This window comes from Cupriavidus mimosae, from assembly GCF_023952485.1.
Taxonomy (GTDB): domain Bacteria; phylum Pseudomonadota; class Gammaproteobacteria; order Burkholderiales; family Burkholderiaceae; genus Cupriavidus; species Cupriavidus taiwanensis_C.
This window is the reverse complement of sequence record NZ_JALHRY010000002.1, coordinates 82,935-108,815: the sequence shown is the minus strand read 5'-3', so window position 1 is coordinate 108,815 and position 25,881 is coordinate 82,935. Positions and strand designations below refer to the sequence as shown.

At 68.1% G+C, this 25,881-nt stretch carries 25 protein-coding genes and 1 tRNA gene; 16 read left to right on the top strand and 10 right to left on the bottom strand.

The annotated features are described in order from the left end of the window. Positions 1–42 precede the first annotated feature (42 nt). Entirely contained in the window at positions 43–921 is an 879-nt protein-coding gene (locus tag MKD50_RS04500; RefSeq protein ID WP_252666516.1) for a dienelactone hydrolase family protein, read from the top strand. A 117-nt stretch (positions 922–1,038) separates the two neighbouring features. Next, complete coding sequence (locus tag MKD50_RS04495; RefSeq protein WP_115704146.1) at positions 1,039–1,929, top strand: ZIP family metal transporter; 891 nt, start codon at positions 1,039–1,041, stop codon at positions 1,927–1,929. Positions 1,930–1,934: 5 nt separating this feature from the next. Here MKD50_RS04495 and MKD50_RS04490 read toward each other — a convergent pair whose 3' ends face one another. From MKD50_RS04490 to MKD50_RS04480, 3 genes are all read right to left on the bottom strand, one after another. Beyond that, complete coding sequence (locus tag MKD50_RS04490) at positions 1,935–2,801, bottom strand: sulfurtransferase (protein WP_252666515.1); 867 nt, start codon at positions 2,799–2,801, stop codon at positions 1,935–1,937. Between the two features lie 55 nt (positions 2,802–2,856). After that, the gene (locus tag MKD50_RS04485; RefSeq protein WP_115704142.1) at positions 2,857–3,780 is read right to left on the bottom strand and encodes a DMT family transporter; all 924 of its coding nucleotides are present in this window, start codon (positions 3,778–3,780) and stop codon (positions 2,857–2,859) included. A 175-nt stretch (positions 3,781–3,955) separates the two neighbouring features. Further along, positions 3,956–5,059, bottom strand: coding sequence for an aromatic ring-hydroxylating oxygenase subunit alpha (locus MKD50_RS04480; RefSeq protein WP_252666514.1), 1,104 nt, complete (start codon positions 5,057–5,059; stop codon positions 3,956–3,958). A gap of 375 nt (positions 5,060–5,434) precedes the next feature. On the opposite strand from MKD50_RS04480, the gene MKD50_RS04475 reads away from it, so the two are divergent. The 4 genes from MKD50_RS04475 (at position 5,435) to folE2 (ending at position 9,577) form a co-directional block, all read left to right on the top strand. After that, complete coding sequence (locus MKD50_RS04475; RefSeq protein ID WP_115704138.1) at positions 5,435–5,740, top strand: exodeoxyribonuclease VII small subunit; 306 nt, start codon at positions 5,435–5,437, stop codon at positions 5,738–5,740. After that, on the top strand, positions 5,737–6,621 hold the full coding sequence (locus tag MKD50_RS04470) for a polyprenyl synthetase family protein (RefSeq protein WP_115704136.1): 885 nt from the start codon (positions 5,737–5,739) through the stop codon (positions 6,619–6,621). The genes MKD50_RS04475 and MKD50_RS04470 overlap by 4 nt, the downstream gene beginning before the upstream one ends. Before the next feature lie 24 nt (positions 6,622–6,645). Continuing rightward, positions 6,646–8,562, top strand: coding sequence for a 1-deoxy-D-xylulose-5-phosphate synthase (gene dxs, locus MKD50_RS04465; protein WP_115704134.1), 1,917 nt, complete (start codon positions 6,646–6,648; stop codon positions 8,560–8,562). Positions 8,563–8,773: 211 nt separating this feature from the next. Then, the gene (gene folE2, locus MKD50_RS04460; RefSeq protein WP_115704132.1) at positions 8,774–9,577 is read left to right on the top strand and encodes a GTP cyclohydrolase FolE2; all 804 of its coding nucleotides are present in this window, start codon (positions 8,774–8,776) and stop codon (positions 9,575–9,577) included. A 60-nt stretch (positions 9,578–9,637) separates the two neighbouring features. On the opposite strand, the gene tsaD is transcribed toward folE2, so the two are convergent. Then, positions 9,638–10,672, bottom strand: a complete 1,035-nt coding sequence (gene tsaD, locus MKD50_RS04455) for a tRNA (adenosine(37)-N6)-threonylcarbamoyltransferase complex transferase subunit TsaD (protein WP_252666673.1) — start codon at positions 10,670–10,672, stop codon at positions 9,638–9,640. A 155-nt stretch (positions 10,673–10,827) separates the two neighbouring features. Between tsaD and MKD50_RS04450 the strand changes: the two genes are divergently transcribed. The 4 genes from MKD50_RS04450 to dnaG all read left to right on the top strand — a co-directional run bounded on the left by MKD50_RS04450 (position 10,828) and on the right by dnaG (position 15,020). Then, positions 10,828–12,087 carry a BaiN/RdsA family NAD(P)/FAD-dependent oxidoreductase gene (locus tag MKD50_RS04450; protein ID WP_252666513.1) on the top strand — a complete coding sequence of 420 codons (1,260 nt, stop codon included), beginning with the start codon at positions 10,828–10,830 and terminating at the stop codon, positions 12,085–12,087. Between the two features lie 133 nt (positions 12,088–12,220). Continuing rightward, the gene (rpsU, locus tag MKD50_RS04445; protein WP_012353470.1) at positions 12,221–12,433 is read left to right on the top strand and encodes a 30S ribosomal protein S21; all 213 of its coding nucleotides are present in this window, start codon (positions 12,221–12,223) and stop codon (positions 12,431–12,433) included. 125 nt (positions 12,434–12,558) lie between these two features. Continuing rightward, the gene (locus MKD50_RS04440) at positions 12,559–13,008 is read left to right on the top strand and encodes a GatB/YqeY domain-containing protein (RefSeq protein ID WP_252666512.1); all 450 of its coding nucleotides are present in this window, start codon (positions 12,559–12,561) and stop codon (positions 13,006–13,008) included. A gap of 200 nt (positions 13,009–13,208) precedes the next feature. Further along, entirely contained in the window at positions 13,209–15,020 is a 1,812-nt protein-coding gene (gene dnaG / locus MKD50_RS04435) for a DNA primase (RefSeq protein ID WP_240072420.1), read from the top strand. 106 nt (positions 15,021–15,126) lie between these two features. On the opposite strand, the gene MKD50_RS04430 is transcribed toward dnaG, so the two are convergent. After that, on the bottom strand, positions 15,127–15,534 hold the full coding sequence (locus MKD50_RS04430; RefSeq protein ID WP_240072419.1) for a hypothetical protein: 408 nt from the start codon (positions 15,532–15,534) through the stop codon (positions 15,127–15,129). Here MKD50_RS04430 and rpoD point away from each other — a divergent pair. Next, on the top strand, positions 15,524–17,797 hold the full coding sequence (gene rpoD / locus MKD50_RS04425) for an RNA polymerase sigma factor RpoD (protein WP_240072418.1): 2,274 nt from the start codon (positions 15,524–15,526) through the stop codon (positions 17,795–17,797). The genes MKD50_RS04430 and rpoD overlap by 11 nt on opposite strands. Positions 17,798–17,807: 10 nt before the next feature. After that, a tRNA-Ile gene (locus tag MKD50_RS04420) sits at positions 17,808–17,886 on the top strand. A 58-nt stretch (positions 17,887–17,944) separates the two neighbouring features. Here the strand turns inward: MKD50_RS04420 and MKD50_RS04415 are convergent. The 5 genes from MKD50_RS04415 to MKD50_RS04395 all read right to left on the bottom strand — a co-directional run bounded on the left by MKD50_RS04415 (position 17,945) and on the right by MKD50_RS04395 (position 22,892). Beyond that, positions 17,945–18,484, bottom strand: coding sequence for a glycoside hydrolase family 19 protein (locus MKD50_RS04415; RefSeq protein ID WP_252666511.1), 540 nt, complete (start codon positions 18,482–18,484; stop codon positions 17,945–17,947). A gap of 48 nt (positions 18,485–18,532) precedes the next feature. Then, complete coding sequence (locus MKD50_RS04410; RefSeq protein ID WP_252666510.1) at positions 18,533–19,363, bottom strand: bestrophin-like domain; 831 nt, start codon at positions 19,361–19,363, stop codon at positions 18,533–18,535. Positions 19,364–19,367: 4 nt separating this feature from the next. Beyond that, a complete protein-coding gene (locus MKD50_RS04405; protein WP_252666509.1) occupies positions 19,368–20,237 on the bottom strand; it encodes a hypothetical protein in 870 nt (289 codons plus the stop codon). A 71-nt stretch (positions 20,238–20,308) separates the two neighbouring features. Further along, positions 20,309–22,018: a S8 family serine peptidase gene (locus MKD50_RS04400; RefSeq protein ID WP_240072415.1), complete on the bottom strand. Its 1,710-nt coding sequence runs from the start codon at positions 22,016–22,018 to the stop codon at positions 20,309–20,311. A gap of 118 nt (positions 22,019–22,136) precedes the next feature. Beyond that, complete coding sequence (locus MKD50_RS04395; protein WP_115704116.1) at positions 22,137–22,892, bottom strand: hypothetical protein; 756 nt, start codon at positions 22,890–22,892, stop codon at positions 22,137–22,139. Between the two features lie 509 nt (positions 22,893–23,401). Here MKD50_RS04395 and MKD50_RS04390 point away from each other — a divergent pair. The 4 genes from MKD50_RS04390 to MKD50_RS04380 all read left to right on the top strand — a co-directional run bounded on the left by MKD50_RS04390 (position 23,402) and on the right by MKD50_RS04380 (position 25,701). Next, entirely contained in the window at positions 23,402–23,677 is a 276-nt protein-coding gene (locus MKD50_RS04390; RefSeq protein ID WP_252666508.1) for a response regulator transcription factor, read from the top strand. Continuing rightward, positions 23,653–23,844 carry a response regulator transcription factor gene (locus MKD50_RS30720; RefSeq protein WP_115704686.1) on the top strand — a complete coding sequence of 64 codons (192 nt, stop codon included), beginning with the start codon at positions 23,653–23,655 and terminating at the stop codon, positions 23,842–23,844. The genes MKD50_RS04390 and MKD50_RS30720 overlap by 25 nt, the downstream gene beginning before the upstream one ends. A 158-nt stretch (positions 23,845–24,002) precedes the next feature. Continuing rightward, a complete protein-coding gene (locus tag MKD50_RS04385; RefSeq protein ID WP_252666507.1) occupies positions 24,003–25,067 on the top strand; it encodes an extracellular catalytic domain type 2 short-chain-length polyhydroxyalkanoate depolymerase in 1,065 nt (354 codons plus the stop codon). A gap of 55 nt (positions 25,068–25,122) precedes the next feature. Further along, the gene (locus MKD50_RS04380) at positions 25,123–25,701 is read left to right on the top strand and encodes a hypothetical protein (RefSeq protein ID WP_115704110.1); all 579 of its coding nucleotides are present in this window, start codon (positions 25,123–25,125) and stop codon (positions 25,699–25,701) included. Positions 25,702–25,881: the final 180 nt, after the last annotated feature.

The window sequence follows — 25,881 nt, the reverse complement described above, 5'->3', positions numbered from 1 at the left end:
CGCCGCGTGGCGGCCCAGCCACCAACGATCCTGGAGACAAGCATGCTCAAACCAGAAGTGGACAGCCTGGTCCCCGGCCAGATCTTCGACCGGCGCGGCTTCGTCAAGACCGCGCTCGGTTCCGCCTTTGCGGCCGCGGCCCTGCCGGTGATGGCCCAGCAGGCGATCAAGACCGATTTTGCCGGCCTGAACGCGGGCGAGGTCACGATTCCGTCGGGCGGCTTCAGCATGCCGGCCTACCGCGCCCAGCCGGAAGGCAAGAAAAACCTGCCGGTAGTGCTGGTGATCAGCGAGATCTTCGGCGTGCACGAGCATATCGCCGATGTATGCCGGCGCTTTGCCAAGCAGGGCTACCTGGCGATCGCGCCCGAGCTGTTCGCGCGCCAGGGTGATCCGCAGAGCTTCGGCACGATCCAGGAACTGCAGCGCGAGGTGATCGCCAAGGTGCCCGACGCGCAGGTGATGGGCGACCTCGATGCCGCCGTGGCCTGGGCCGGCGCCAACGGCGGCGATGTCTCGCGCCTGGCCATCACCGGCTTCTGCTGGGGCGGACGCATGACCTGGCTCTACGCCGCGCACAGCCAGCGCCTGAAGGCCGGCGTGGCCTGGTACGGCCAGCTGGCGCCCGAGCCGACGCCGATCAAGCCGAAGAATCCCATCGACCTGGTCGGCCAGCTCCATGCGCCGGTGCTCGGCCTGTACGGCGGCAAGGACACCGGCATCCCGCTGGAGCAGGTGGACCGGATGAAGGCCGCGCTGGCGACGTCGTCCGACCCGGAGGCCAAGCGCTCGCGCTTTATCGTCTATCCCGAGTCCGGCCACGCCTTCCACGCGGACTACCGGCCCAGCTACCGCGAGGCCGACGCCAGGGACGGCTGGCAGAAGTGCCTGGACTGGTTCCGGCAGTACGGCGTCGCCTGACCTGGCAAGCGGCCCCCGCCCGTGGGGCGGCCGACGGCAGGATTGCAAAGTCCCGGCGGATACGTACAATGCGGCCTTTGAGTTATTGCAACATTGTTGCGTTTGCCGCCCGGCGCGATGCGGGCGGAACGGCGGGGCCGCCCGGCACCGCCACCCCGGGAGCCCATCATCCATTCGACGCTTTTGTATATCCTGCTCGCCGCCACGATCTCTGGCGTGGGCAGCATCTTCGGGGCGGCGCTGCTGTCGCTGACGGTGGCGTCCCGCGTGGTCGAGCGCATGGTGAGCTTTTCGGTGGGCGTGCTGCTCGCCACCGCGCTGCTGCATTCGCTGCCCGAGGCGTTCGAGTCCGGCGCCGATCCGCGCGCGCTGTTCGGCACCTTGCTGGCCGGGCTGCTGGGTTTCTTCCTGCTGGAAAAGCTGTCGCTGCTGCGCCATTCGCACCATCACGAGGGCGACGGGCACCACCACCACCACGGCCATGACCGCGAGGAAGCGGGCCGCAGCGGCCTGACCATCCTGGTCGGCGACACCTTCCACAACTTCGCCGACGGCATCGTGATCGCGGCGGCGTTCCTGGCCGATCCGCATATCGGCGTGGTCACTGCGCTGGCGATCGCGGCGCACGAGATCCCGCAGGAGGTGGGCGACTTTATCGTGCTGCTCAACGCCGGCTTCTCCAAGGCGCGCGCCTTTGCGTTCAACCTGGTGTCAAGCCTGGCGGCGATTGCCGGCGGGGTGGTCGGGTACTTCCTGCTCGACCAGCTGAGCGGGTGGATCCCCTACGTGCTGGTGATCGCCGCCAGCAGCTTCATCTATATCGCCGTCAGCGACCTGATGCCGCAGATGCAGCGCAAGCCGCGCTGGCGCGAATCGGCGATCCAGGTGGTGCTGGTGGCGGCGGGGATCTCGGCCATCGTCTTCATCACCAACGGTGTGCACGAGCGGCACAGCCACGGCGCGCACGGCCATGACGGCCACGCCGCGCCCGTGGCCTCGTCACACTAGCCGGCTCAGGCCGCCCCGGTGGCCCCGGTGGCAACAGGGCGCGCCGGGTTGGCGCACCACTCGCTCCACGATCCCGGATACAGCGCCGCGCCGCCCAGGCCGGCGGCTTCCAGCGCCAGCAGGTTGTGGCAGGCCGTGACGCCGGAGCCGCACTGCATCACCGCCTGCGTGGCGGCGTGCGTGCCCAGCACCGCGCCGAATTCCGCGCGCAGGGTCTCGGCCGGCTTGAAGCGGCCTTCCGCGTCCAGGTTGTCCTTGAAGAATCGATTGACCGCGCCCGGGATATGGCCGCCGACCGGATCCAGGGTCTCGTTCTCGCCGCGGAAACGGTCGGGCGCGCGCGCATCGACCACCAGCAGCCGGCCCTGGCCGAGATTGTCGACCAGTACCTCCGCATCGACGGTCGGTACCAGCGACTTGCCGCGGCGGATCGTGCCCGGAACCTCGGGCTCTGCCGCGGCATCGTGCTCCAGCGGCAAGCCAGCCTTGACCCAGGCGTCCTTGCCGCCATCGAGCACGGCCACGGCATCGTGGCCGATCCAGCGCAGCAGCCACCACAGCCGCGCGGCGAACATGCCGCCCTGGGCGTCGTAGGCGACCACCGGGGTGTCGTCGTCAATGCCGAGTGCCTGCAGGCGCGCGACCAGGTCGTCGGCGTCCGGCAGCGGATGGCGGCCGTTGCGGCCGGTCTTGGGGCCGGACAGCTCGTTGTCGAGGTGCAGGTAGAAGGCGCCGGGCAGGTGGCCGGTGCGGTACGCCTCGCGGCCGGCGGCGGGGTCGGCCAGGTCGAAGCCGCAGTCGACGACGACGCAGCGGCCGGGGCCGGCCAGCAGAGACTGCAGTGCGGTGACGGAAATCAGCGGTTTCTGCATGGGAATCCTGTAGCGAGCGGAGAAATAAATCCTGGGCGGTCGGGCTTACCGAATGCTACACCTCGGGGTGCACTTCCGCCTCCGGCGACTTGACCGGCGTGGCGGGCGTGGGCTTGGCGTCGGTGCCCTGGCGCGCGCGCATCAGCGTGGTGGCGATGCCGCTGGCGATGATCAGCGCCATGCCCAGCCACGACAGCCAGTTCAGGCGGTCGGACCAGATCAGCATGCCCCACACGCTGGAGAAGACGATGCCGGCGTATTGCAGGTTGGCGGTCAGCAGGGTGTTGCCGCGCTTGTAGGCGCGCGTCATCGCGGTCTGGCCCAGCGTGGCCAGGATGCCGATCGCCAGCAGCAGGCCGGCGCCGTACCAGGTATGCGGGCTGGTGCCGCCCAGCAGCATCCACACCAGCCCGGCGATCATGCCGACCAGCGAGAAATAGAACACGATGCGGCCTTCGGGCTCGCCCAGCTGGCCGAGCTGGCGCACCTCGACATAGGCCAATGCGGTGAACATGCCGGAGATCAGGCCGACCAGGCCGCCGGTCAGCTGATCCTTGCCCACCGACGGCTGCAGCAGGCAGATCACTCCGGCAAACGACAGCAGGATGGCCAGCACCAGGCGGCGGTCGGCGTTGCCGCCGGTGCCGGCCAGCGCCGCGCTGGCGCCCAGGATCAGCGCGATCCACACCGGCGACATATAGTTCAGCGTCATCGCCGTGGCCAGCGGCAGCAGCGAGATCGAGGTGAACCACAACATCAGCGAGGTCACGCCGAACACACTGCGCTTGATGTGCGACAGCATGTACGGGGTGCGCACCGAGACCCCGCGCGAGGACAGCAGCACCCACATGATCACCACGCTGATCAGGCCGCGGTAGAACACGATCTCGCCGGTGGTGTACAGGTCGGACGCCAGCTTGACGCCAACCCCCATCAGCGAAAAAGCGAAGGCGGCGAACAGCATCCAGAGCGATTGCATGGCGAGGGCGCGGTGAAGCGGGCAGGAGCGAAGGAGAGAAGGCCGGCGCGCGAGCGGGGCTCTGCGGCCTCGCGCCGAGCGCGCCGGACAATGATTCTAGCAGCGCACATCGCCTGCCAAAGCAAAACGGACCGCCGTGGCGGTCCGTTGCAGCTTGCGTTGTGCGCTGATCGCACTAGCCCGCGTAGGCCATGGCGCGGCGGTACCACTCGTGGAAGTGCTGCATGCCGTCTTCCATCGGCGACTGGTACGGGCCGACCTCGCTGGTGCCGCGCTTGAGCAGCGCCAGCCGGCCGGCGTCCATGCGTTCGGCGATCTCGTCGTCCTCGATGCAGGTTTCCATGTAGGCGGCGCGCTCGGCCTCGACGAACTCGCGCTCGAACAGCGCGATTTCCTCGGGGTAGTAGAACTCCACCACATTGCGGGTCTTGCGCGGGCCGATCGGGTGCAGCGTCGAGATTACCAGCACGTTCGGGTACCACTCCACCATGATGTTGGGGTAGTAGGTCAGCCAGATCGCGCCGTGCTTGGGCAGCTCGCCGTTGTTGAAGCGCAGCACCGCGTCATGCCATTTCTGGTACGTCGGGCTGCCGGGGCGCTTCAGGCCCGCGTGCAGGCCGACGGTCTGCACGCTATGCCATTCGCCGAACTCCCATTTCAGGTCGTCGCACGAGACGAAGCTGCCCAGTCCCGGGTGGAACGGCACCACGTGGTAGTCCTCGAGGTAGACCTCGATGAAGGTCTTCCAGTTGTAGTCGCACTCGTGCACCTCGACGTGGTCGAGCATGTAGCCGTCGAAGTTAAGGTCCTGCGCCACGCCCAGCCGCGCCAGGTCGGCGCGTACGTCGCGCGGGCCCTCGAACAGCAGGCCGTTCCAGTTCTGCAGCGGCGAGCGCTTCAGGTGCAGGCAGGGCTGTTTGTCGAAATGCGGCGCGCCGAGCAGTTCGCCCTTCAGGTCGTAGGTCCAGCGGTGCAGGGGGCAGACGATGTTCTGCTTGTTGCCGCGGCCGTTGAGCATGATGGCCTGGCGGTGGCGGCAGACGTTGGACATCAGCTCGACGCCGGCGGCGTTGCGCACCAGCATGCGGCCTTCGTCCTCGGCCTTGAGCGTGTGATAGTCGCCGGTTTCCGGGACCATCAGTTCATGGCCGACGTAGCCCGGGCCATTCCTGAACAGCAGTTCGAGTTCTTGTTGATGCAGCGCTTCGTCGAAGTAGACGCCGACGGGCAGTTGCGAATCAGCCGGCGCCAGGTTGAGCGCGGTGCTGAGATTGGACATTATCCCCACTCCCAGATGAACAGGTGAAAGCAGTGAACAACCCAACCATCGAAAATGGAATCGATTTGGGAAAGACTGCCGCCCGGCGGGATGCGCGTGCAACCCCTGGCGGCGAGCGGGAGATTGTACCCGACCCAAAAAGTTAAGGGACTGATTTTTTTGCCTTTTTAGCGAAAAAGTCGACCCGGGTCGTCATCGGGGTGCCGTACCGGCCGCATTCGGAAAGACGACCCGAGCGCACAAGTCACTTCCGCATCCGAAGCACCCGACCGGGGCACGGTATCCCCCTGCAAGATGGGGGCATGGTCGCGCTTTGGCGTAAAATCCGGGCTTCCCCATCCGGGTTCCCCCGGGTTCCAGCTTCCAGGGCCTGATATGCCAAAAACCACGACCGCTCCGGTCCAGACCGACAACACCGCCGACGCCGCCTCGGCGCCGCCCGCCTCCTACGAGGCGGCGATGGCCGAACTGGAAACGCTGGTGGCCAGCATGGAAAGCGGCGAACTGCCGCTCGAGGCCTCGCTGGCGGCGTACCGCCGCGGCGCCGAGCTGGTGCGCTACTGCCAGCAGAAGCTGGAGCGGGTCGAGCAGCAGGTGCGGGTACTGGAGGGCGACGCGCTCAGGCCGCTGGCGGGCGAAGGCAACGGTGCCAATGGCGCACAGGAGACGGACGAGGCATGAGCGACTTCGCACAATGGATGCAGGCGCAGGGCGCGCGCACCGAGGCTGCCCTTGAGGCCGCGCTGCCCGACGCCGGCACGGTGCCGCATACGCTGCATGAAGCGATGCGCTATGCTGCGCTGGGTGGCGGCAAGCGCGTGCGTCCGCTGCTGGTCCATGCCGCCGGCGCAGTGAGCGGCGCGGCCCCGGCGGCCTGCGACGCGGCCGCCTGCGCGGTGGAGATGATCCACGCCTATTCGCTGGTCCACGACGACATGCCGTGCATGGACGACGACGACCTGCGCCGCGGCCGCCCCACTGTGCACAAGGCCTATGACGAGGCCACCGCGCTGCTGGTAGGCGATGCGCTGCAGACCCAGGCCTTCATCGTGCTGGCGGAAGCCGGGCCGATCGCGCCCGCGGTGCGGCTGCAGCTGGTGGCGGAGCTGGCGCGGGCGTCGGGCTCGGCCGGCATGGCCGGCGGCCAGGCGATCGACCTGCAGAACGTGGGCCGGGCCATGACGCGCGACGCGCTCGAAGCCATGCACCGCATGAAGACCGGCGCGCTGCTGCGCGCCAGCGTGCGCATGGGCGCGCTGTGTGGCGAGATCGATGCTCAGGGCCTGGCCGCGCTGGACCGCTACGCGGCGGCGGTGGGATTGGCGTTCCAGGTCGTAGACGATATTCTGGACGTCACCGCGGATACCGCGACGCTGGGCAAGACCGCCGGCAAGGACGCCGCCCACGACAAGCCCACCTACGTGTCGCTGCTGGGGCTGGACGCGGCCCGCGAACTGGCCGGGTCGCTGCGTGCCGAGGCCTACGAGGCGTTGGCCGGCTTCGGCGAGCGCGCCGCGCGCCTGCGCGACCTGGCGGACCTGATCGTGCTGCGCACGCATTAAACTAGAGCCGGCCGAACGGACATCATGACCTACGCACTCCTCAACAAGATTGACGCCCCCGCGGACCTGCGCAAGCTCGACCGGCGCGAGCTCCAGACCCTGGCCGACGAACTGCGCGCCTATGTGCTGGAGTCGGTCTCGCAGACCGGTGGCCACCTGTCGTCCAACCTGGGCACGGTCGAACTGACCATCGCGCTGCACTACGTCTTCAACACCCCCGATGACCGGCTGGTGTGGGACGTGGGCCACCAGAGCTATCCGCACAAGATCCTGACCGGGCGCCGCGAGCGCATGCGCACGCTGCGCCAGTGGGGTGGCATCTCGGGCTTCCCGCGCCGCAGCGAGAGCGAATACGACACCTTCGGCACCGCGCACTCGTCGACCTCGATCTCGGCCGCGCTGGGCATGGCGCTGGGCGCCCGCACGCTGGGCGAGAAGCGGGTCTCGGTGGCGGTGATCGGCGACGGCGCGATGACCGCCGGCATGGCCTTCGAGGCGCTGAACAACGCCGGCGTCTACAAGGACCTGCCGCTGGTGGTGGTGCTCAATGACAACGACATGTCGATCTCGCCGCCGGTGGGCGCCCTCAACCGCCACCTGGCGCGGCTGCTGAGCGGCCAGTTCTACGCCGCCACCAAGAAGGGCATCGAGAAGGTGCTGTCGGTGGCGCCGCCGGTGCTGGAGTTCGCCAAGCGTTTCGAGGAACATGCCAAGGGCATGATGGTGCCGGCCACGCTGTTCGAGGAATTCGGCTTCAACTACATCGGGCCGATCGACGGCCACGACCTGAATTCGCTGGTGCCGACGCTGCAGAACATCCGCGAGCGCGCGCTCGAAGGCGGCGGCCCGCAGTTTCTGCACGTGGTCACCAAGAAGGGCCAGGGCTACAAGCTGGCCGAGGCCGACCCCATCCTCTACCACGGCCCGGGCAAGTTCAATCCGGCCGAAGGCATTCGCCCGGCCGCCAAGCCCGCGCGCAAGACCTACACCCAGGTGTTCGGTGACTGGCTGTGCGATATGGCCGCGGCCGACAAGCGCCTGGTCGGCATCACCCCGGCAATGCGCGAGGGCTCCGGCATGGTCGAGTTCGAGCAGCGCTTCCCCGACCGCTACTACGACGTCGGCATCGCCGAGCAGCATGCGGTGACCTTCGCCGGCGGCCTGGCGTGCGAAGGGCTGAAGCCGGTGGTGGCGATCTACTCGACCTTCCTGCAGCGCGGCTACGACCAGCTGATCCACGACGTGGCGCTGCAGAACCTGCCGGTGGTGTTCGCGCTGGACCGCGCCGGCCTGGTCGGCGCCGACGGCGCGACTCACGCGGGCGCCTACGATATCGCCTACCTGCGCTGCATCCCCAACATGATGGTGATGACGCCGTCCGACGAGAGCGAGTGCCGCCAGCTGCTGACCACGGCGTTCCAGCAGGACTGCCCGAGCGCCGTGCGCTATCCGCGCGGCTCCGGCCCGGGCGCGGCGATCGCCGCCGACCTGGCCCCGGTGCCGGTGGGCAAGGGCGTGGTGCGCCGCGAGGGCGGCGCGCGCGCCGGGCATCGCGTCGGCATGCTGGCGTTCGGCTCGATGGTGCAGCCGGCGCTGGGCGCGGCGCAGGCGCTGGACGCCACCGTGGCCGACATGCGCTTCGTCAAGCCGCTCGACGTCGCGCTGGTCAAGCGCCTGGCCGCCGACCACGACTACCTGGTGACGGTGGAAGAGGGCAGCGTGATGGGCGGCGCCGGCAGCGCCGTGCTCGAGGCCCTGGCCGAGGCCGGCATCGACAAGCCGGTGCTGACGCTGGGCCTGCCCGACCGCTTCGTCGACCATGGCGATCCGGGCTACCTGCTGCAGCAATGCGGCCTTGACGCGGCCGGCATCGAGCGTTCGGTGCGCGAGCGTTTCGGGCTCGACCAGCCGCAGGTCACGGTCGCCTCGCGCGTGGCCTGATCACCTGCCATCCCCAAGGGGATTCGGGCCGCCGCGCCACGGGTGCGTCCGAATTCCCTTACACTCCGATTTTTGTGTTCGCAGCTGCGGGTCGGCACGCCAGTGCCGGGTCCCGTGGTTTCACACTCGTTGCGCGGCATGGAGGGACTGCGAAAATGCCGCGACCGTAAGGGCTTGCGCTTGCCTGGCGCGACCCTGGAGGAAACCGTAGATGAATGACATCAACCCCGCCTTCATCATGCCCGACGTCCAGTCGAGCCCCGACACCCGCCAGATCCCGATCCAGCGAGTCGGCGTGAAGGGCGTGCGCTATCCCGTGACCCTGAAGACCCCGAGCGGCATCGTGCCGACCGTCGGCACCTTCAACCTCGACGTGCACCTGCCCGCCGACCAGAAGGGCACGCATATGTCGCGCTTCGTGGCGCTGCTGGAAGAAGAGCGGGCGCCGCTGGAGCTGGCCAGCTTCCGGCTGATGCTGGACAAGATGCTGGAGAAGCTCGAAGCCGAGGCCGGCCGCATCGAGGTCACGTTCCCGTACTTCATCAGCAAGATCGCGCCGGTGTCGGGCGTGGAGTCGCTGCTGGACTACGAGGTCACGCTGACCGGTGAAGTGCGCAACGGCGCCACGCGGGTGTTCCTGAAGGCGCTGGTGCCGGTGACCAGCCTGTGCCCGTGCTCGAAGAAGATCTCGCAGTATGGCGCGCACAACCAGCGCTCGCATATCACCATGAACGTGGAGCTGGCCGGCGAGCTGCCGGTGGAGGCGCTGGTGCGCATGGCCGAGGAAGAGGCGTCGTGCGAGCTGTGGGGGCTGCTCAAGCGGCCCGACGAGAAGTTCGTCACCGAGCGTGCCTACGAGAATCCCAAGTTCGTCGAGGACCTGGTGCGCGACATCGCCATGCGGCTGAATGCGGACGACCGCATCGTGGCCTATGTGCTCGAGGCGGAGAACTTCGAGTCGATCCACAACCACAGCGCGTATGCGGTGATCGAGCGGGACAAGCGCGTCGACTGACCGCGTTGTCGCTGCAATGGAAATAGCCACCGCATGCGGTGGCTATTTTTTCGGTCCGGTTCAGGCCGCGGAAGGCAGGCGGATATCCGCCAGGTCCCAGCGCGGCGTCACGCCGTAACCATACTCGTGCCGCGCCAGTTCGGGCGCGGCCTGCAAGCGCATCGCGCCGGCAAACGCGATCATCGCGCCGTTGTCGGTGCAGAACGCCAGGTCAGGATAGTAGACCTCGAGCTTGCGCTGCCTGCCAAGCTGGTCCAGCCGTTCGCGCAGCTGCCGGTTGGCGCCGACGCCGCCGGCCACCACCAGCCGCTTGTGGCCGGTCTGCTTGAGCGCCGCCATCGACTTGGCCGCCAGCACGTCGACGATCGCCTCGACAAAGGCGCGCGCGAGGTTGGCGCGGTCCTGCTCGCAGGTATTGGCCAGCTTGCGGGTTTGCGTCAGCACCGCGGTCTTCAGGCCGGCGAAGGAGAAATCCAGGTTGCCCGAATGCAGCATCGGCCGCGGCAGCTCGAACGCGCCGGGCACGCCGAACTCGGCCAGGCGCGACACTTCCGGCCCGCCCGGATAGCCCAGGCCAAGCAGCTTGGCGGTCTTGTCGAACGCTTCGCCGGCGGCATCGTCCAGGGTTTCACCGAGTAGCGCATAGTCGCCGATGCCGCGCACTTCCATCAGCTGCGTATGCCCGCCCGATACCAGCAGCGCCACGAACGGGAATGGCGGCGGCTCGCGCGTCAGCAGCGGCGACAGCAGGTGGCCTTCCAGGTGGTGCACGCCCACCATCGGCACGTTCAGCGCGAAGCCCAGCGCATTGGCCACCGAGGCGCCGACCAGCAGCGCGCCGGCCAAACCGGGGCCCCGGGTGAAGGCAATGGCGTCGATGTCCTGGCGGGTGCGGCCGGCCTCGGCCAGCACCTGCTCCAGCAGCGGCAGCACGCGGCGGATATGGTCGCGCGAGGCCAGCTCGGGGACCACGCCGCCGTAGTCGCGGTGCATGGCGATCTGCGAGTGCAGCGCGTGCGCAAGCAGGCCGGCGCCGGTGTCATAGAGGGCGAGGCCGGTTTCGTCGCAGGAAGATTCGATGCCGAGGACAAGCATGTGAGGCATGAGGCCGTATCCGGTCAGGGAAACAGCCGTCGGAACAAGGGTTTGCGGGAAGCGCGCAGGGTAGCACAGCGGCGCGCGGCGCGCTTTTCGCTACAATCTGCCCTTTCTCAGGCGGTGGCAAGACACATGGATTCGCGAGGCGTGCAATGAGCGGGGCAGCCCAGGCCCGGACCGGCCGGTATGACGTGGCGGTACTGGGCGCCGGCGCCGCCGGCATGATGTGCGCCGCGGTGGCGGGGCAGAAGGGCGCGCGCGTGGTGCTGATCGACCATGCCACCCGGCTTGCCGAGAAGATCCGCATCTCGGGCGGCGGCCGCTGCAACTTCACCAACCTGCAGGCCGGGCCCGCCAATTACCTGTCGTCCAATCCGCACTTCTGCCGCTCGGCGCTGGCCCGCTACACGCCGCAGGATTTCCTGGCGCTGATGCGCCGCCATGGCATCGACTGGCACGAGAAGCACCGCGGCCAGCTGTTCTGCAACGACAGCGCCGAAGACGTGATCGCCATGCTGCGCGCCGAGTGCGACGCGGGGCAGGTGCGCTGGCAAGCCGGCTGCGCGGTGGCGGAAATCCGGCGCGAGGGCGATGACTTCCTGCTGCTCACCGCCGCGGGCACGGTGCGGGCCGGGGCGCTGGTGGTGGCCACCGGCGGCCTGTCGATCCCGAAGATCGGCGCTACGGACTTCGGCTACCGGATTGCGCGGCAGTTCGGACTTGGCATCGTCGAGACCCGCCCGGCGCTGGTGCCGCTGACCTTCGATGGCAAGGACTGGGCGCCGTTCGTGCCGCTGGCGGGGGTCTCGCTGGAAGTCGATATCGCCACCGGCAGCGGCAAGGCCGCCGGCGCGTTCCGCGAGGACCTGCTGTGGACCCACCGCGGCCTGTCGGGCCCGGCGGTGCTGCAGATCTCCAGCTACTGGCATCCCGGCACGCCGGTCGCCATCGATCTGTTCGATGGCGAGGACGCCGCCGAGTGGCTGCTGGAGCAGAAGGCCGGCAGCCGCAAGCACCTGGGCAACCTGCTGGCGCAGCGGCTGCCGTCGCGGCTGGCCGACGCATGGTGCGCGGCCGCGGGCGTCGCGGCGACGATGCCGCTGCATGACGTGACCGACAAGGCGCTGCGCAAGCTCGGCGCCGTGCTCAACGACTGGCGCATCGTGCCGTCCGGCACCGAGGGCTATCGCAAGGCCGAGGTTACGCTGGGCGGGGTCGACACCCGGGGGCTATCGTCGACCACCATGATGGCGCGCGACGTGCCGGGCCTGTATTTCATTGGCGAAGTGGTCGACGTGACCGGCTGGCTCGGTGGCTACAACTTCCAGTGGGCCTGGGCCTCCGCGGTTGCGGCGGGGCAGGCCGCGGCGGAGGCGGCACGGCAGGCCCGCGCCGGGCAATCGGCAGCTTGAGCCAAGCTGTATCGTGCAGCGTGAATCACACGCGGCACGCCAGTTGCACGCCACTTCCGCGCCGGATTGTTGGTGCTACAATCCAGAACTTCGTAACGCCGCCATCCCGAAAATACTTTCATTTTCCGGCCAAATGACTACGATCCGCCTCAAGGAAAACGAGCCTTTTGAAGTTGCCCTGCGCCGTTTCAAGCGCACCATCGAGAAGAACGGGCTGCTCCCGGAACTGCGGGCCCGCGAGTTTTACGAGAAACCAACCGCCGCGCGCAAGCGCAAGAAGGCTGCCGCAGAGAAGCGCCATTACAAGCGCATCCGCAGCCAGATGCTGCCGAAGAAGCTGTACTGACACCGGCTTCGCGCTTGCCCCTGACCCGCTGTGGCGTACGCTCGGCGGGTTTTTGCGTTATGGGCCTTGCAGGAGCGGCATCCGCCGCCATGTGTAAGTGCCTGCCCACTTTCTGGAAGATCACGATGTCCCTCAAAGCCCGTATCAGCGAAGACATGAAGACCGCCATGCGCGCCCGCGAGACCGAGCGCCTTGGCACCATCCGCTTGCTGCTGGCGGCGATCAAGCAGCGCGAAGTCGACGAGCGCGTGGAACTGGACGATACCGCCGTGCTGGCGGTAGTCGAAAAGCTGATCAAGCAGCGCAAGGACTCGATCGCGCAGTTCCAGCAGGCCGGCCGCAACGACCTCGCCGACAAGGAACTGGCCGAGGTCGACGTGCTGAAGGTCTACATGCCCGCCGCGCTGTCGGCCGAGGAAGTGGCCGCCGAGGTGCAGCAGGCCGTAGCCGCCACCGGCGCTGCCGGCCCGCAAGACATGGGCAAGGTCATGGGCGTGCTCAAGGGCAAGCTGGCCGGCCGTGCCGACATGACCGCCGTATCGGCCCTGGTCAAGGCCGCCCTTGCACCAAAGTAAGTACTGATTTAATCGATTGTAAGCGCGATGCGCGCAGGTTCCGTGTGAATCACTGGAGTTGCGCGCAGAAGTGAAGCAATCCGGGCAGCCGTTCCGCGCTGCACTACAATATTCCGATAGCAGCCGGGCGCCGCACCGGTCACGCATTCCAAAAAGGGCCGCCCGCCGTGGGACGGCCAAGCCTCAGGACGGTCAGTCGGGTGATTCCGCAATCCTTTATTCAGGACCTGCTCAACCGTGTCGACATTGTCGATGTGGTGGGCAAGTATGTGCAGCTGAAGAAAGGCGGCGCCAACTTCATGGGACTGTGCCCGTTCCATAACGAGAAATCCCCGTCGTTCACCGTGTCGCCGACCAAGCAGTTCTACCACTGCTTTGGCTGCGGCGCCCATGGCTCGGCCATCGGCTTCCTGATGGAGTTTTCCGGCCAATCCTATCCAGAGGCGGTGCGCGAGCTGGCCCAGTCGGTCGGCATGACCGTGCCCGAAGAGCGCGACCGCCTGCCCCCCGGCCAGCGCGCCGAGCAACAGGCGCGCTCGGTGGCGCTGTCGGACGCCATGACCCGCGCCACCGATTTCTACCGCCGCCAGCTGCGCAGCGCCCCCCAGGCGATCCAGTACCTGAAGGGGCGGGGGCTGACCGGCGAGATCGCCGGCCAGTTCGGCCTTGGCTATGCGCCCGATGACTGGCAGGGCCTGGAAGCGGTGTTCGGCAGCTATCGCGACGACAACGTGGCCGCGCCGCTGGTCGAGGCCGGGCTGCTGATCGAAAGCGACAAGCGCGACGGAGACGGCAAGCCGCGGCGCTACGACCGCTTCCGCGACCGCATCATGTTCCCGATCCGCAACACCAAGGGCGCGGTGATCGGCTTCGGCGGCCGGGTCATGGGGCAGGGCGAGCCCAAGTACCTGAACTCGCCGGAGACCCCGTTGTTCAGCAAGGGCACCGAACTGTATGGCTTGTTCGAGGCCCGCCATGCGATCCGGGAAACCGGCTATGTGCTGGTGGTCGAAGGCTATATGGACGTCGTGGCACTGGCCCAGCTCGGTTTTGCCAACGCCGTCGCCACCCTGGGCACGGCGTGCACGCCCGTGCACGTGCAGAAGCTGCTGCGCCAGACCGACGCGGTGGTGTTCTCGTTCGACGGCGATTCGGCAGGCCGGCGCGCCGCCAGGCGGGCGCTCGAAGCCTGCCTGCCGCACGTGGCCGACAACAAGACCATCCGCTTCCTGTTCTTGCCGGCCGAGCACGACCCCGACAGCTATGTGCGCGAAGAGGGCACCGAAGCCTTCGCCGCGCAGGTGCGCAATGCCATGCCGCTGTCGCGCTTCCTGCTGCAGTCGGTGACCGAGGAACTGGACCTGCGCCAGCCCGAGGGCCGTGCCCGCGCCCAGTACGAGGCCAAGCCGCTGCTGCAGGCGATGCCGGCGGGCGGGCTGCGGCTACAGATCGTGCGCGAACTTGCCGATGCCACCGGTACGACACCCGCCGAGATCGAGGCGATCTGCGGGCTGCGCAGCGATCCGGCCCGGGTCGGGCGCTTTGCCCAGCCGCGCCCGCGCGCGCGCCGCCAGGCCCCGACCGGGCTGGAGCAGCGGGTGATCCAGTTGCTGATGTGCTACCCGGCGCTGTCGGCACGGCTCGACGAGGATGCCCGGGCGTTGCTGCTGGAAGGCGAGGGCGGCGACAGCGAAGTGCTGGCGCACCTGGTCAGCGCGTGCGACGGCGTCCAGGGCGAAGTGAATTTCGCGGCCTTCAGCGAGCACCTGGCCCAGTCGCCGTATGCCGAGGTCTATGCCGCGGCGCGCACGGCGGTATTGCGCGAAGAGATTGAAGAGGCACCTGCAACACAGGAATTCGATGCGGCCATCACCAAGCTGCTGGCCGAGCCGCTGCGGCGCGAACTTGACAGCCTGCAGGCGGAGGTGGTCGCCGGCACGGCCGACGAGGCGGCCAAGCAGCGCATGCGCTGGCTGGTGGGTGAAATCCACCGGCGGCGCCAACTGGGCTGAGGCGCCGGCGGGCGCCCTGGCCTTCAACCGGGAGGCGGCAGCAAGCGTTGGACAAGCAGTGGATCAGGGACCGGGCCCGGCTGTGCCGAGCTTAAGCCTTGATTTTTCAGGTGAAAACCTCACCTGACAGGGAGCTGGCTAGGTGTGGCGTGCTACAATAGCCGGTTTGGATTGCGAAATCTTTCTCTCCAGTTCTGGTGAAAGTGAGCGTGCCAATGGCAAAGGCCAAAGCAACCGAAAGGGTTACCTCTAAAGCTCCCCAATCAGGGAGCGGCAAGGCGTCTGTGAAAACCACGGCGGCGAAGACATCGACCGCGACCGTCAAGACGCCAGCCCGGTCTGCGCCATCAAAGTCCGTGCGCCGCGCGCAAGCGCCCGCCGTGACGACTCCCACCAGAACCCGCACATCCGAAAAGACAAAGGCCTCGACTTCGGCACGCGAGAGCGGCAAGAGCGCCAGTACGAGCGGCAAGGTCGCCGCATCTGCAGCAGCATCTGCACCAGTGAAAGGCAAGAGTATCACCGTGGCGAAACAGCAGAATACCGAAGTCGAGAGCAAGCGAGCGGCAGCCGCCGGCGCCAAGAGCGGAGGCGCCAAGCAAGGCGCGGCCGCGACGGCCGCCAAGGCGCGTGCCGCGACACCTGCATCCGTTGCATCCGAGCGTCCCGCTGCGCCGGCAATCAAGCCGGAGCCGAAAAAGCGTGGCCGCAAGCCCAAGGCCGAGATGCAGCACGACGACAGCACAACAGACGACGTGACTGAAGAGTTTTACGAGAACGATACGCGCCCGGCGGCAACACCGGCGGCGCCGAAGACCGAAAAGCAGAAGGCCAAGGACCGCAAGGCCAAGGAAAAGGCCCTGCTCAAGGAGTTCGCCTCGACCCAGCAAGGCACCGAGGAAGAGCTCGAGCTGCGTCGCCAGAAGCTCAAGGCGCTGATCAAGCTGGGCAAGTCGCGCGGCTACCTGACCTACGCGGAAATCAACGATCACCTGCCGGACGACATGGTCGATTCGGAAACGATCGACACGCTGGTCGCCACGCTGAACGACATCGGCATCGCGGTCTATGAACAGGCGCCGGATGCCGAGACGTTGCTGCTCAACGACAACGCCCCGTCCGCCACCAGCGAGGAAGAAGCCGAGGAAGAGGCCGAGGCGGCCCTGTCCACGGTGGACTCCGAGTTCGGCCGCACCACCGACCCGGTGCGCATGTACATGCGCGAGATGGGCACGGTCGAGCTGCTGACGCGCGAAGGCGAAATCGAGATCGCCAAGCGCATCGAAGCCGGCCTGAAGGACATGGTGATGGCGATCTCGGCGTGCCCGGTCACCATCTCCGAGATTCTGGCCCACGCCGAGCGCGTCGCCAACGACGAGATCAAGATCGACGAGTTCGTCGACGGCCTGATCGACCCGAACGCCGACGAAACCCCGGAAGCCCCGTCGGCCCCGGCCGCGGCGGCCGACGACGAGGACCTCGAGTCCGACGAAGACGAGGAAGGCGACGAGGACGATGACGACGAAGGCGGCGCCGGCGCCGGCGCGTCCGCGCGCCAGCTGGAAGAACTGAAGCAGAACGCGCTGGAGAAATTCCGCGTGATCGCCGAGCAGTTCGACAAGATGCGTCGTGCGTTCGAGAAGGAAGGCTACAAGTCCAAGCCCTACGTCAAGGCGCAGGAAGCGATCCAGGCCGAGCTGATGGGCATCCGCTTCACCGCGCGCAATGTCGAGCGCCTGTGCGACACGCTGCGCGGCCAGGTCGACGAAGTGCGCAAGCTCGAGCGGGCCATCCTGAATATCGTGGTCGACAAGTGCGGCATGCCGCGCTCGGACTTCGTCGCCCGCTTCCCGGGCAACGAGACCAACCTCGAGTGGATCCACACCGTGGTGGCCGACGGCAAGGGCTACAGCATCATCGTCGAGCGCAACGTGCCGGCCGTGCATGAGCTGCAGCAGAAGCTGATCGACCTGCAGGCGCGCGTGGTGCTGCCGCTGAAGGAACTGAAGGACGTCAACCGCAAGATGTCGGAAGGCGAGCGCCGCGCGCGCGAAGCCAAGCGCGAGATGACCGAGGCCAACCTGCGCCTGGTGATCTCGATCGCCAAGAAGTACACCAACCGCGGCCTGCAGTTCCTCGACCTGATCCAGGAAGGCAACATCGGCCTGATGAAGGCGGTGGACAAGTTCGAATACCGTCGCGGCTACAAGTTCTCGACCTACGCCACGTGGTGGATCCGCCAGGCCATCACGCGCTCGATCGCCGACCAGGCGCGCACCATCCGTATTCCGGTGCACATGATCGAGACCATCAACAAGATGAACCGCATCTCGCGCCAGATCCTGCAGGAAACCGGCAACGAGCCGGATCCGGCAACGCTGGCCGAGAAGATGGAGATGCCGGAGGACAAGATCCGCAAGATCATGAAGATCGCCAAGGAACCGATCTCCATGGAAACGCCGATCGGTGACGACGACGACTCCCATCTGGGCGACTTCATCGAGGACACCAACACGCTGGCCCCGGCCGAAGCGGCGCTGCACGGCTCCATGCGCGACGTCGTCAAGGATGTGCTGGACTCGCTGACGCCGCGCGAAGCCAAGGTGCTGCGCATGCGCTTCGGCATCGAAATGAGCACCGACCACACGCTGGAAGAGGTCGGCAAGCAGTTCGACGTCACGCGTGAACGGATCCGCCAGATTGAGGCCAAGGCCCTGCGCAAGCTGCGCCACCCGAGCCGCTCGGACAAGCTGAAGAGTTTCCTGGAAGGCAACTAAACGCTTCCAAGGGCCTCTAGCTCATGCCTGGTTAGAGCAGCGGACTCATAATCCGTTGGTGCCGTGTTCGACTCACGGGAGGCCCACCAATGCAGTGAAAAAAGGGGTTACGGTATCGCCGTAACCCCTTTTTTCATGGTGCCGCCCTCAGGCCAGCGCCGCGGTGGCGACCTTCCAGCGGCGCATGCGGTCTTCGAGCCCGTTGGTGCCACCATTGATGCGCCGCGTCAGCGCGATGAAGTCGCCGCTGTCGGCCAGCGCATTGCAGCCGTGCGTGCGCCACCACCATGCCGCCGAGCGCGCGGCCCAGGCGTCCTGCTCGAGCAGTTCGGGGGTGCCGGTCAGGTCGGCGCCGAGCGCGGCCCCGCACGCTGCGTAGTTGGCGCGGCCGGTAATCTGGATCAGGCCCCGGCCGCGGAAGCGCTTGCCGTCGCCGGCCCGCACGTTGCCGAGCGCCATGGCCTTGCGCGACGGCGGCTCGTACAGCGCCTGCGCCGGCGTTGGCCCCCACAGCTCATGGGTGAACTGGTAGCCCAGTGACTCGTGCCCGGTCTGCGCCAGGAACGCGGCCATGCGGGCCGCGCCGGTGATGTCGTACGCCTGCATGGCTTCGTACAGGCGCGGGAACCAGCGCGCGCATTGCGGCTCGCTCAGTCCGGTGGCGGCGTGGAATTGTTCCGGGGTCATCTGCATCTTCTGTCTCCTTGTTGTGATGGCGGCCGTTGCGGCGCGCCGTTATGGCGCTGGACCTGGCATCGGCTGTGACGCCGGTTGCGACTCCGGCCACGTGCCGTTGGCCACCAGGGTGTCGATGGTGTGCTGCAGCGGGTCGGCGCTGACGCTGAATTCGCCGGCGAAGGGCCGGTCGACCGCGAGCAGGAAGAAGAACGCCAGGCCGATGGTGATGGCCCAAGCGGTGATCAGCGCCAGGTTGAAGGGCGTTGCCGGCAGCACGTACAGCAGCGCGAACGACAGGGCGCTGACAATCAGGATCACGCCCCACAAGGTGTTCGGCATCGCCGCATGCAGCGTCAGGATCCGTTGCTGGCGGTACTTGACCATCTCGTTGACGCGCATCAGCACTTCGCCCAGCAGCACCGTCTGGCGGCTGTCGAGCGGACGGATCCGGTTGGCCAGATCGAACATCGCGTCGAAGCGCTGTTCGGTGTGCGCATCGGGCCTGCCCAGGCGCTGCATGCGCGGCCATTCCTCATGCACCACCATCACCAGGTAGGTGCGCAATGCCGCCGCGGCGGCATCGGCGGCGCTGCTGTCGAATGCGGCCAGGTCGCGCGCGAGTTCGCCCGCCGCGGTGGCCTCCGCGGCGACGGTGCGGTCGGCGGCGTTGTAGGTGTCCCAGACGTTGATCGCGGCAAAGGCGACCAGCAGCGAGTTGATGGTGGTGATGATCGAGACCATCGACACCGCCATCGCGCGCTGCTCGGCATCGAGCTCGATCAGCGCGAAGCGGCGCGCGACCGCATAGCCGGCCAGCACCACCGCGACGATGGCCGTGACCACGATGGCGGCCATGCCGGTGCTGGGCAGGCTGTAGAGGAACAGCATGGCGCTACTCCTTGCGCGGCTCGCGCGGCGTGCTGCCGCGCACCGCGGTCTCGACGATCTCGACGATGCGCTGCAGCAGGCGATGCACCGCGGTCGCGGAGAAGCCGCCCAGCATCGACAAGGCCGGCTTGCCGAAGCTGCGCATGCCGGCCGAGTCGAACAGTTGCGGCGGCAGCATCTCGACCAGGATCAGTCCGGACATCACGCCGAGGATCAGTTGCGCGGCGTAGGCGGCGTCGTACTTGGGGTCATAGGTGCCCCTGGCGATGTAGCCGTGCACCTGGAACAGCGAGGCAAACGAGGCCCCCAGCCCGGCGCAGAACAGCAGGAACAGCATGTTGAACAGCAGCGTGCGGCCCGACGAGGCCAGGATGCCGGCGCGCATGTTCTCCATCGACACCTCTGCCGGCAAGCCGGTCAGCACCACGGCCAGCAGGCAGCCCACCGCGGTCCCGGTCAATGCGCGTACCAGCGGCACGGGTCCGAGGCAAGCCAGCGGATGCGCGCGGCGGCGCTCATCGTCAAGCAGCGTGATGCATTGCGGCGTGGCGGGCGCAATGGCGCGGGCCAGGTCCTGGTGGAGTTGTGCGAGCTGCTGCGCGGCAAGGCCGGTCCCGGCTTGCTGCTGCGACGAAGCCGACGGTGCCGCGAGCGCTTCGTGATCGCTGCCGAGCAGCATGGTCCAGCCGGCCGGCATGGCGATGCCGAGCCGCAGCGCATGGCTGGCCATGGCCTCGCATTCGCGCCGCAGCTGGCCAGCGAGCGGCAACGGGGCAGCCATCGCCGTGGCAAGCCGGGGCGGAGCCGCGACGGGTTCGGCGGCCGCGGCAGCGGCGCGCCGCAACGGCGCGGCGGTGAAGTCGAGCGTGCGCATGATGTGTGGAAGAAGGAGGGCGGCCCGGTGGCCCGGGCCGCGTTGTTTCCCGCGCGGGCGGGAGGCGCGTCCTATTGCGGCCGGCCCAGCAGGCGCTGCAGGTTCTGCAACTGCGGCAGTCCGCTGCCGAAGCGGTTCTCGGGATCTTGCGCAACGACCGGCGAACTGATGGCGCGGATCAGCTGGAACAGCGCCGCCACGCGGCGCGGTCCGCGCGGACCCATCCACGCCGCCAGCTGCGGATCGGACAGCAGCAGCGCGGCCAGCCCGGCGATATGCGGCGCGGCCATCGAGGTGCCGGAGTCCGGCATGAACGCAGCGCCCGGCACCGTCGAGATGATGCCCACACCGGGGCCGCACACCGCGATCTGCGGGCCGAAGCACGAGAACGTCGGCGCGAACAGCCCGGCGCGCGTGGCCGCGTGCTGCACTACCTGGGTTCGTTCCCACACGTCGTGCGGCAGTTCGCTCTGCAGGCCCAGCGCCGAGACTGCCAGCACCGAGGCGGAGGCCGCCGGGTACTGCACCGGTCCGCCCGAGTTGCCGGCAGCGACAATGCAGGCCACGCCGCTGTGCACGGCTTCGATCAGCTTCTGCTCGACCGCCTGCGACGGCTGGGGTGCGCCCAGGCTCAGGTTGACCACGTCGACGTCGTGGTCGATGCAGTAGTCCAGCGCGCGCAGCAGCGTGCTGAACTGCCCGCCCGGAAAGATCTTGAGCGCATGCATTTCCGCCTCTGGTGCGAAGCCGAGCATGGTGGCCTGGGCCTCTGTGCTGGCAGAGGCCGGCGCGCCCGGCTGCGGCCGCGCGCCGATCACGCCGGCGCAGTGCGAGCCGTGGCCGATGGTATCGAGGCGCCAGGTATCGTTGGCGTTGGTGCCGGCGTCGACGCCGGTGCCGGTCAAGTCCATGCCATGACGGATATGCGCCAGCAGCGGGTGCGCGGCATCGGCGCCCGAGTCGACCACCGCGACGCGCACGCCGCGGCCGCCGAAGCTGCGCGTGAGCCGGTCCAGCCCCATCATCCGCTGGCCCCAGCCAAAGCGCCCGTGCGGCGGCACGTCCGGATTCGGCTGCGACAGCGGCGTCACGCGTATCACATTGGCCTGGCCGGAAACGACATTGGGCGACAGCAGGTACTTGTTCCAGTAGCCGCTGAGCGGCCGCACGAACAGCGAGCGCGCCGGCCCGGGCTGCTGCTGCACCAGCGTCAGCTGTGCTTCGCCGCTGGCATCGGTGGTCGCCGTCGCGGGGAAGCCATCGCCCGCCAGCGTGATAGCCACGCCTGGCAGCGGCGTGTCGCCGGTGCCCAGCACCCGCACCAGCACCTCGCGCGATACCGGTCCGTCGAACGCCGACTGCGGATGCAGCCGGTCGGAGGTTTCAAGTTCGGCCTTGCGGCCATAGCCGAGCGGATGGTCCTCCTCGACGATCATGTGCGGCGGCGCCGTGGCCTGCAGCATCTGCGCGTGCGCGGCGTCGAGCTTGACCACATAGGTGTGCGCGGCCTCGTCGGGCCGTACCGAATGCAGGTGCGTGTTCTTGTGGCCTTCGACCACATGCACCACTTCAACGCCGGGCAGCTGCGTCACCGTGCTATGCAGTTCGCTGGCCGACATCGGTGCCACGCCCGCCTGCCGGGCCAGTACGTGGCGCCGCGGCGCGATCAGGTATTGCTTGCGGCCGGCGTCCAGCGCCACGGCCTCGCGGCTGGTCGCGCCGGGCGTGGCGGCGCGGTCTGCGCCGGCGCGCGTGGCCTCGCTTTTCTTGTCTCGTTCCATTTGCTATCTCCACCGCGGCGCCAGGGGGCGCGCGCATCGATTCGGGCGGGCCGGCGCGTACGCCGGCCCGCGGCGGCGCCGTCGAGCGCCACGGTCATGCCCAGGACGTCATGCGCCTTCAGGCATAGACCACTTGCGGCTGCGCCGAGAACGGCAGCAGGCCGCCGAGATGGCCGGCCACGGTGCCGATCTGCTGGCCCACGCTGGCATTGCCCAGCAGGCCGCCGACGGCATGGCCCAGGGTCGGCGCCACCGCGCCGATCAGCGAGCCAAACACGCCCTGCGGGGCCAGCGCAGCCTGCGGCTGCGCGGAGAACGGCAGCAGGCCGCCGAGGTGGCCGGCCACGGTGCCGATCTGCTGGCCCACATTGGCATTGCCCAGCAGGCCGCCGACGGCATGGCCCAGGGTCGGGGCCACCGCGCCGATCAGCGAACCGAACACGCCCTGGGGTGCCAGCGTGACCGCGGGCATGGCCGAGAACGGCAGGTAGCGCGCGCCTTCGCGAACGATGTTGGCGCCATGGATGGCGATGGTCGGATAGCCCGCGGCGGTGCCGGCCGCCTGGATGAATCCCGGTGCGTGCGCCGAGATCGCGTTGCCGATCGGGCCGGTATGCCCGGGCTCGGGGAACGGAAGATGCTGCGCCAGCGCGCCGGCGGCGGCGCCGGCCGCATGGCCGATCACCGGGTTCACGTAGTGCGTGACCACGGCCTGCACGCCGTCCCGCACCGCCGGAGCGACCGCGTCGGTCATCGCGCTTTGGGGCACCAGCATCGGCTGCGCGGCAAACGGCAACAGGCTGCCGATACCGCTGACGAGATTGCCGAGCACACCTTGCGGCGCCAGGACGGCGGCGTGGATGGGGTAGGTCATGACGACTCCTTTAAATGACTGCGTGGATTGAAGAAGCTAGGGCGGCGGGCCGCGCAGGGCTGGCTCCAGATGCCGCGCCTGCCGCGTTGCTGCGCCATGGCGCGGCACCGGACAGGTGGAATCATTCTTGGTTTTTCCTGCGCGCCGTCGCCATTGGGCAAATGCGGTATTGGCAGTGGATAATGCCGGACAACAATCAGAGTTAAATATCGCGCAGCATGAATGGGCTTTTAAATATAAAAACCAGCACCTAGAATTCGCCTCTGCTGCCGGCATCCGGAAATTCCGGAACGCACCGTCGGGTAGTGCGCAATCCCATGCCGGCGCAACACCGCAAGAGTTCGAAAACAAAAGCAGTGATCTGGAGCCCGGCCGGGCTGTCCCCGGTTCCGCTCGTAGGTCCGCACTAGCCTTGCACGAAGGGTCCTGTGATGCACTGATGCACAGATAGACGCGCGGCTGCCGCTCCTGCGACGGAACCACTCGTTCCATCGCATGGAGTCCTCCGCATGAACCTCACCACTCGGGAAGAGACGGTGCTCGCCTTTATTGCGCGCGGCATGAGCGATCGCGAGATCGCCGCACGTCTCGCATTTTCCGTATCCACGGCGCGCAAGCACCGTGAGCATTTGCTCGCGAAAATGCAATTGCGAAAATCCTCGCAATTGACCCTGTACTATCTCGCACGCCAGCATGAGATGTTTAAAAAAGCGGGCCGGCAGCCGCGGATAATCCATTCTCGCAACGCGAGCGCGAATATCTGGAATGGCTCGGACGCGGCCTGAGCGACAAGGAAATCGCGCGCGCGCTCGGCATCAGCGACCAGACCGCGCGCACGCATCGGGCCCGGCTGCTGCAGAAGGCGGGCGCCAGCAATGTGTGCGCCCTGCTGTTCCTGAGCGTGCAGCAGGGATGGCTGGAGTTGCCGCAGCAGCAGGCCTTCGATGCATAGCGCGTGCGTGGCAGTGTGGCGCGCTACCGCATTTGCCCAATGGCCCGGCGTGGCGGTGGCTCCCGACAATGGTCCACGCAGCCGCCGCATGGCGACCAGCGTGCTGCCTGCCGCGCTCCGCGCGGCGCTCCGATTCCCGTCGCCGAGCTGGAGCCATCATGATTCGATGCAAGCCAACCGCCCGCTACCGGGCACTTGCCGCAGCGTGCGCGCTCGGCGTCAGCGGGGGCGTCGCCGCGCAGGCGCTGCCCGCGCTGGGCGCGGACCTGGCGCAGACCTCGGTGTCGGGGCTGTCGTCCGGTGCGTTCATGGCCACGCAGTTCCACGTGGCGTATTCCGGCACCATGGTCGGCGCCGGCGTGGTCGCGGGCGGACCGTTCTACTGCGCCGGCCTGTTCGCGCCCACGCCGCCCGCCACCGCCGCAGCGACCCAGTGCATGCAGCCGGTCGGCGATACCGGCCCCGACGCGCAGGCGGCGCTGGACGCGGCGCGCACCTTTGCCCGCGATGGCCGCATCGACCCGGTGCAGAACCTCGCGCGGCAGCGCGTCTACGTGTTTTCCGGCACGCGCGACCAGACCGTGCTGCCACGCGTCGCCGCGCAGGTGGGGCGGTTCTATACCCTGGCCGGTGTGCCGGCGTCGCAGCTGCAGTATGTGGCCGATGTCGCGGCCGGCCATGCCTTCATCACCAGCCAGGCGGGCGACGCCGCCTGCGCGGTCAGTGCGTCGCCCTACATCAACAACTGCGGGCTCGAGCAGGCGCGGCAGATCCTGCAGTGGATCTATGGTGCGCTGAAGCCGGCGACGCGGCCGGCTGGCGAGTTGCTGCGCTTTGACCAGCGCGCGTTCGATCCCGGCGGCAAGGCATTGCTGGCCGACAGCGGTTATGCCTACGTGCCGCGCGAGTGCGGCGCGGGCGGCACCGACGGCGGTGCTGCGGCTTGCCGCGTGCACGTGGCCTTCCATGGCTGCCTGCAGGGCGAGGGCACCATCGGCGAACGCTTCGTCCGTGGCGCCGGCTACCTGGAGAGTGCCGAGGCCAACCGCATCGTGGTGTTGTTTCCGCAGGTCGTGGCGTCGCGGCATAACCCGCTCGGGTGCTGGGATTTCTGGGGCTATACCAGCGACGACCCGGCCCAGCCGGACTTTTTCTCGCGCGAGGCGCCGCAGATGGCCGCGGTCATGCGCATGGTCCGCCGACTCGGCGCGGCACCCCAATGAGCGCCGCCAGGTGCTTTTGTCCGATGCACTGCCTAATTCCGCAAGGAGATCCGCCATGCTTTCGATCCTGCAAGCCCAATGGGCAAGCGCCAGCCGTACCGCGCTGGACCTGACCCTGTGCCAGCTGCAAGCCGCCACCGTGCTCGCGCAGTCACCATTCAGCGCCGCCGATCCGGCCGCGGCCCGGGCGCCGGCGCGCCAGGCGCTGGCCGTGCTGAACCGATATGCCGAAGAACGCGCCGCACAGCAAGCGCAATGGTGGCGCGCGCAGCGCGACCGCCTCGACCTGGCCGGCGTCGCGCATGCGTGGCGCGGTCTCGATGCCATCGAGGCTGACCTGGCCGCGCGCGCGTCGCAGGCCAGGGCCGGCTACAACGATGCCGTGCGCGAAGCCCTGGCGCGTTGCCTCGAAGACGTGGGCGAGGCGCGCGACGGCAACGACCTCGGCCTGGCGCTGCTGCGCGCGCTGACCGACTGGCAAGAGGCTGGCAAGACCTGTGCAGGGCAGGTCGCGGCAATGAGTGCGGCAATGATGCCGGCTTGGACGCAGTGGCTGCAGTCGGCGCTGGCCGAACCCGGCGCGTCGCGCGCCGTTGCGGAAGCGGCGGGACTGCGCGCGGCGCAGGACGGTTGAACCCCGCGCCGAGGGCCTCGGGCAAGACGACCGCCGGCGTGGCAGCGCCGGCGGCCCGGGTGGGCGTATCAGATCAGGTGGAAGACCATGCTCAGGGCAATCGCGCCGCCCACGGTTTCCACCGCGGCAAGGGCGAGAAGGTTCTTCAGTACGAAAGCCTCTTCTTTCTTCGTCACCATG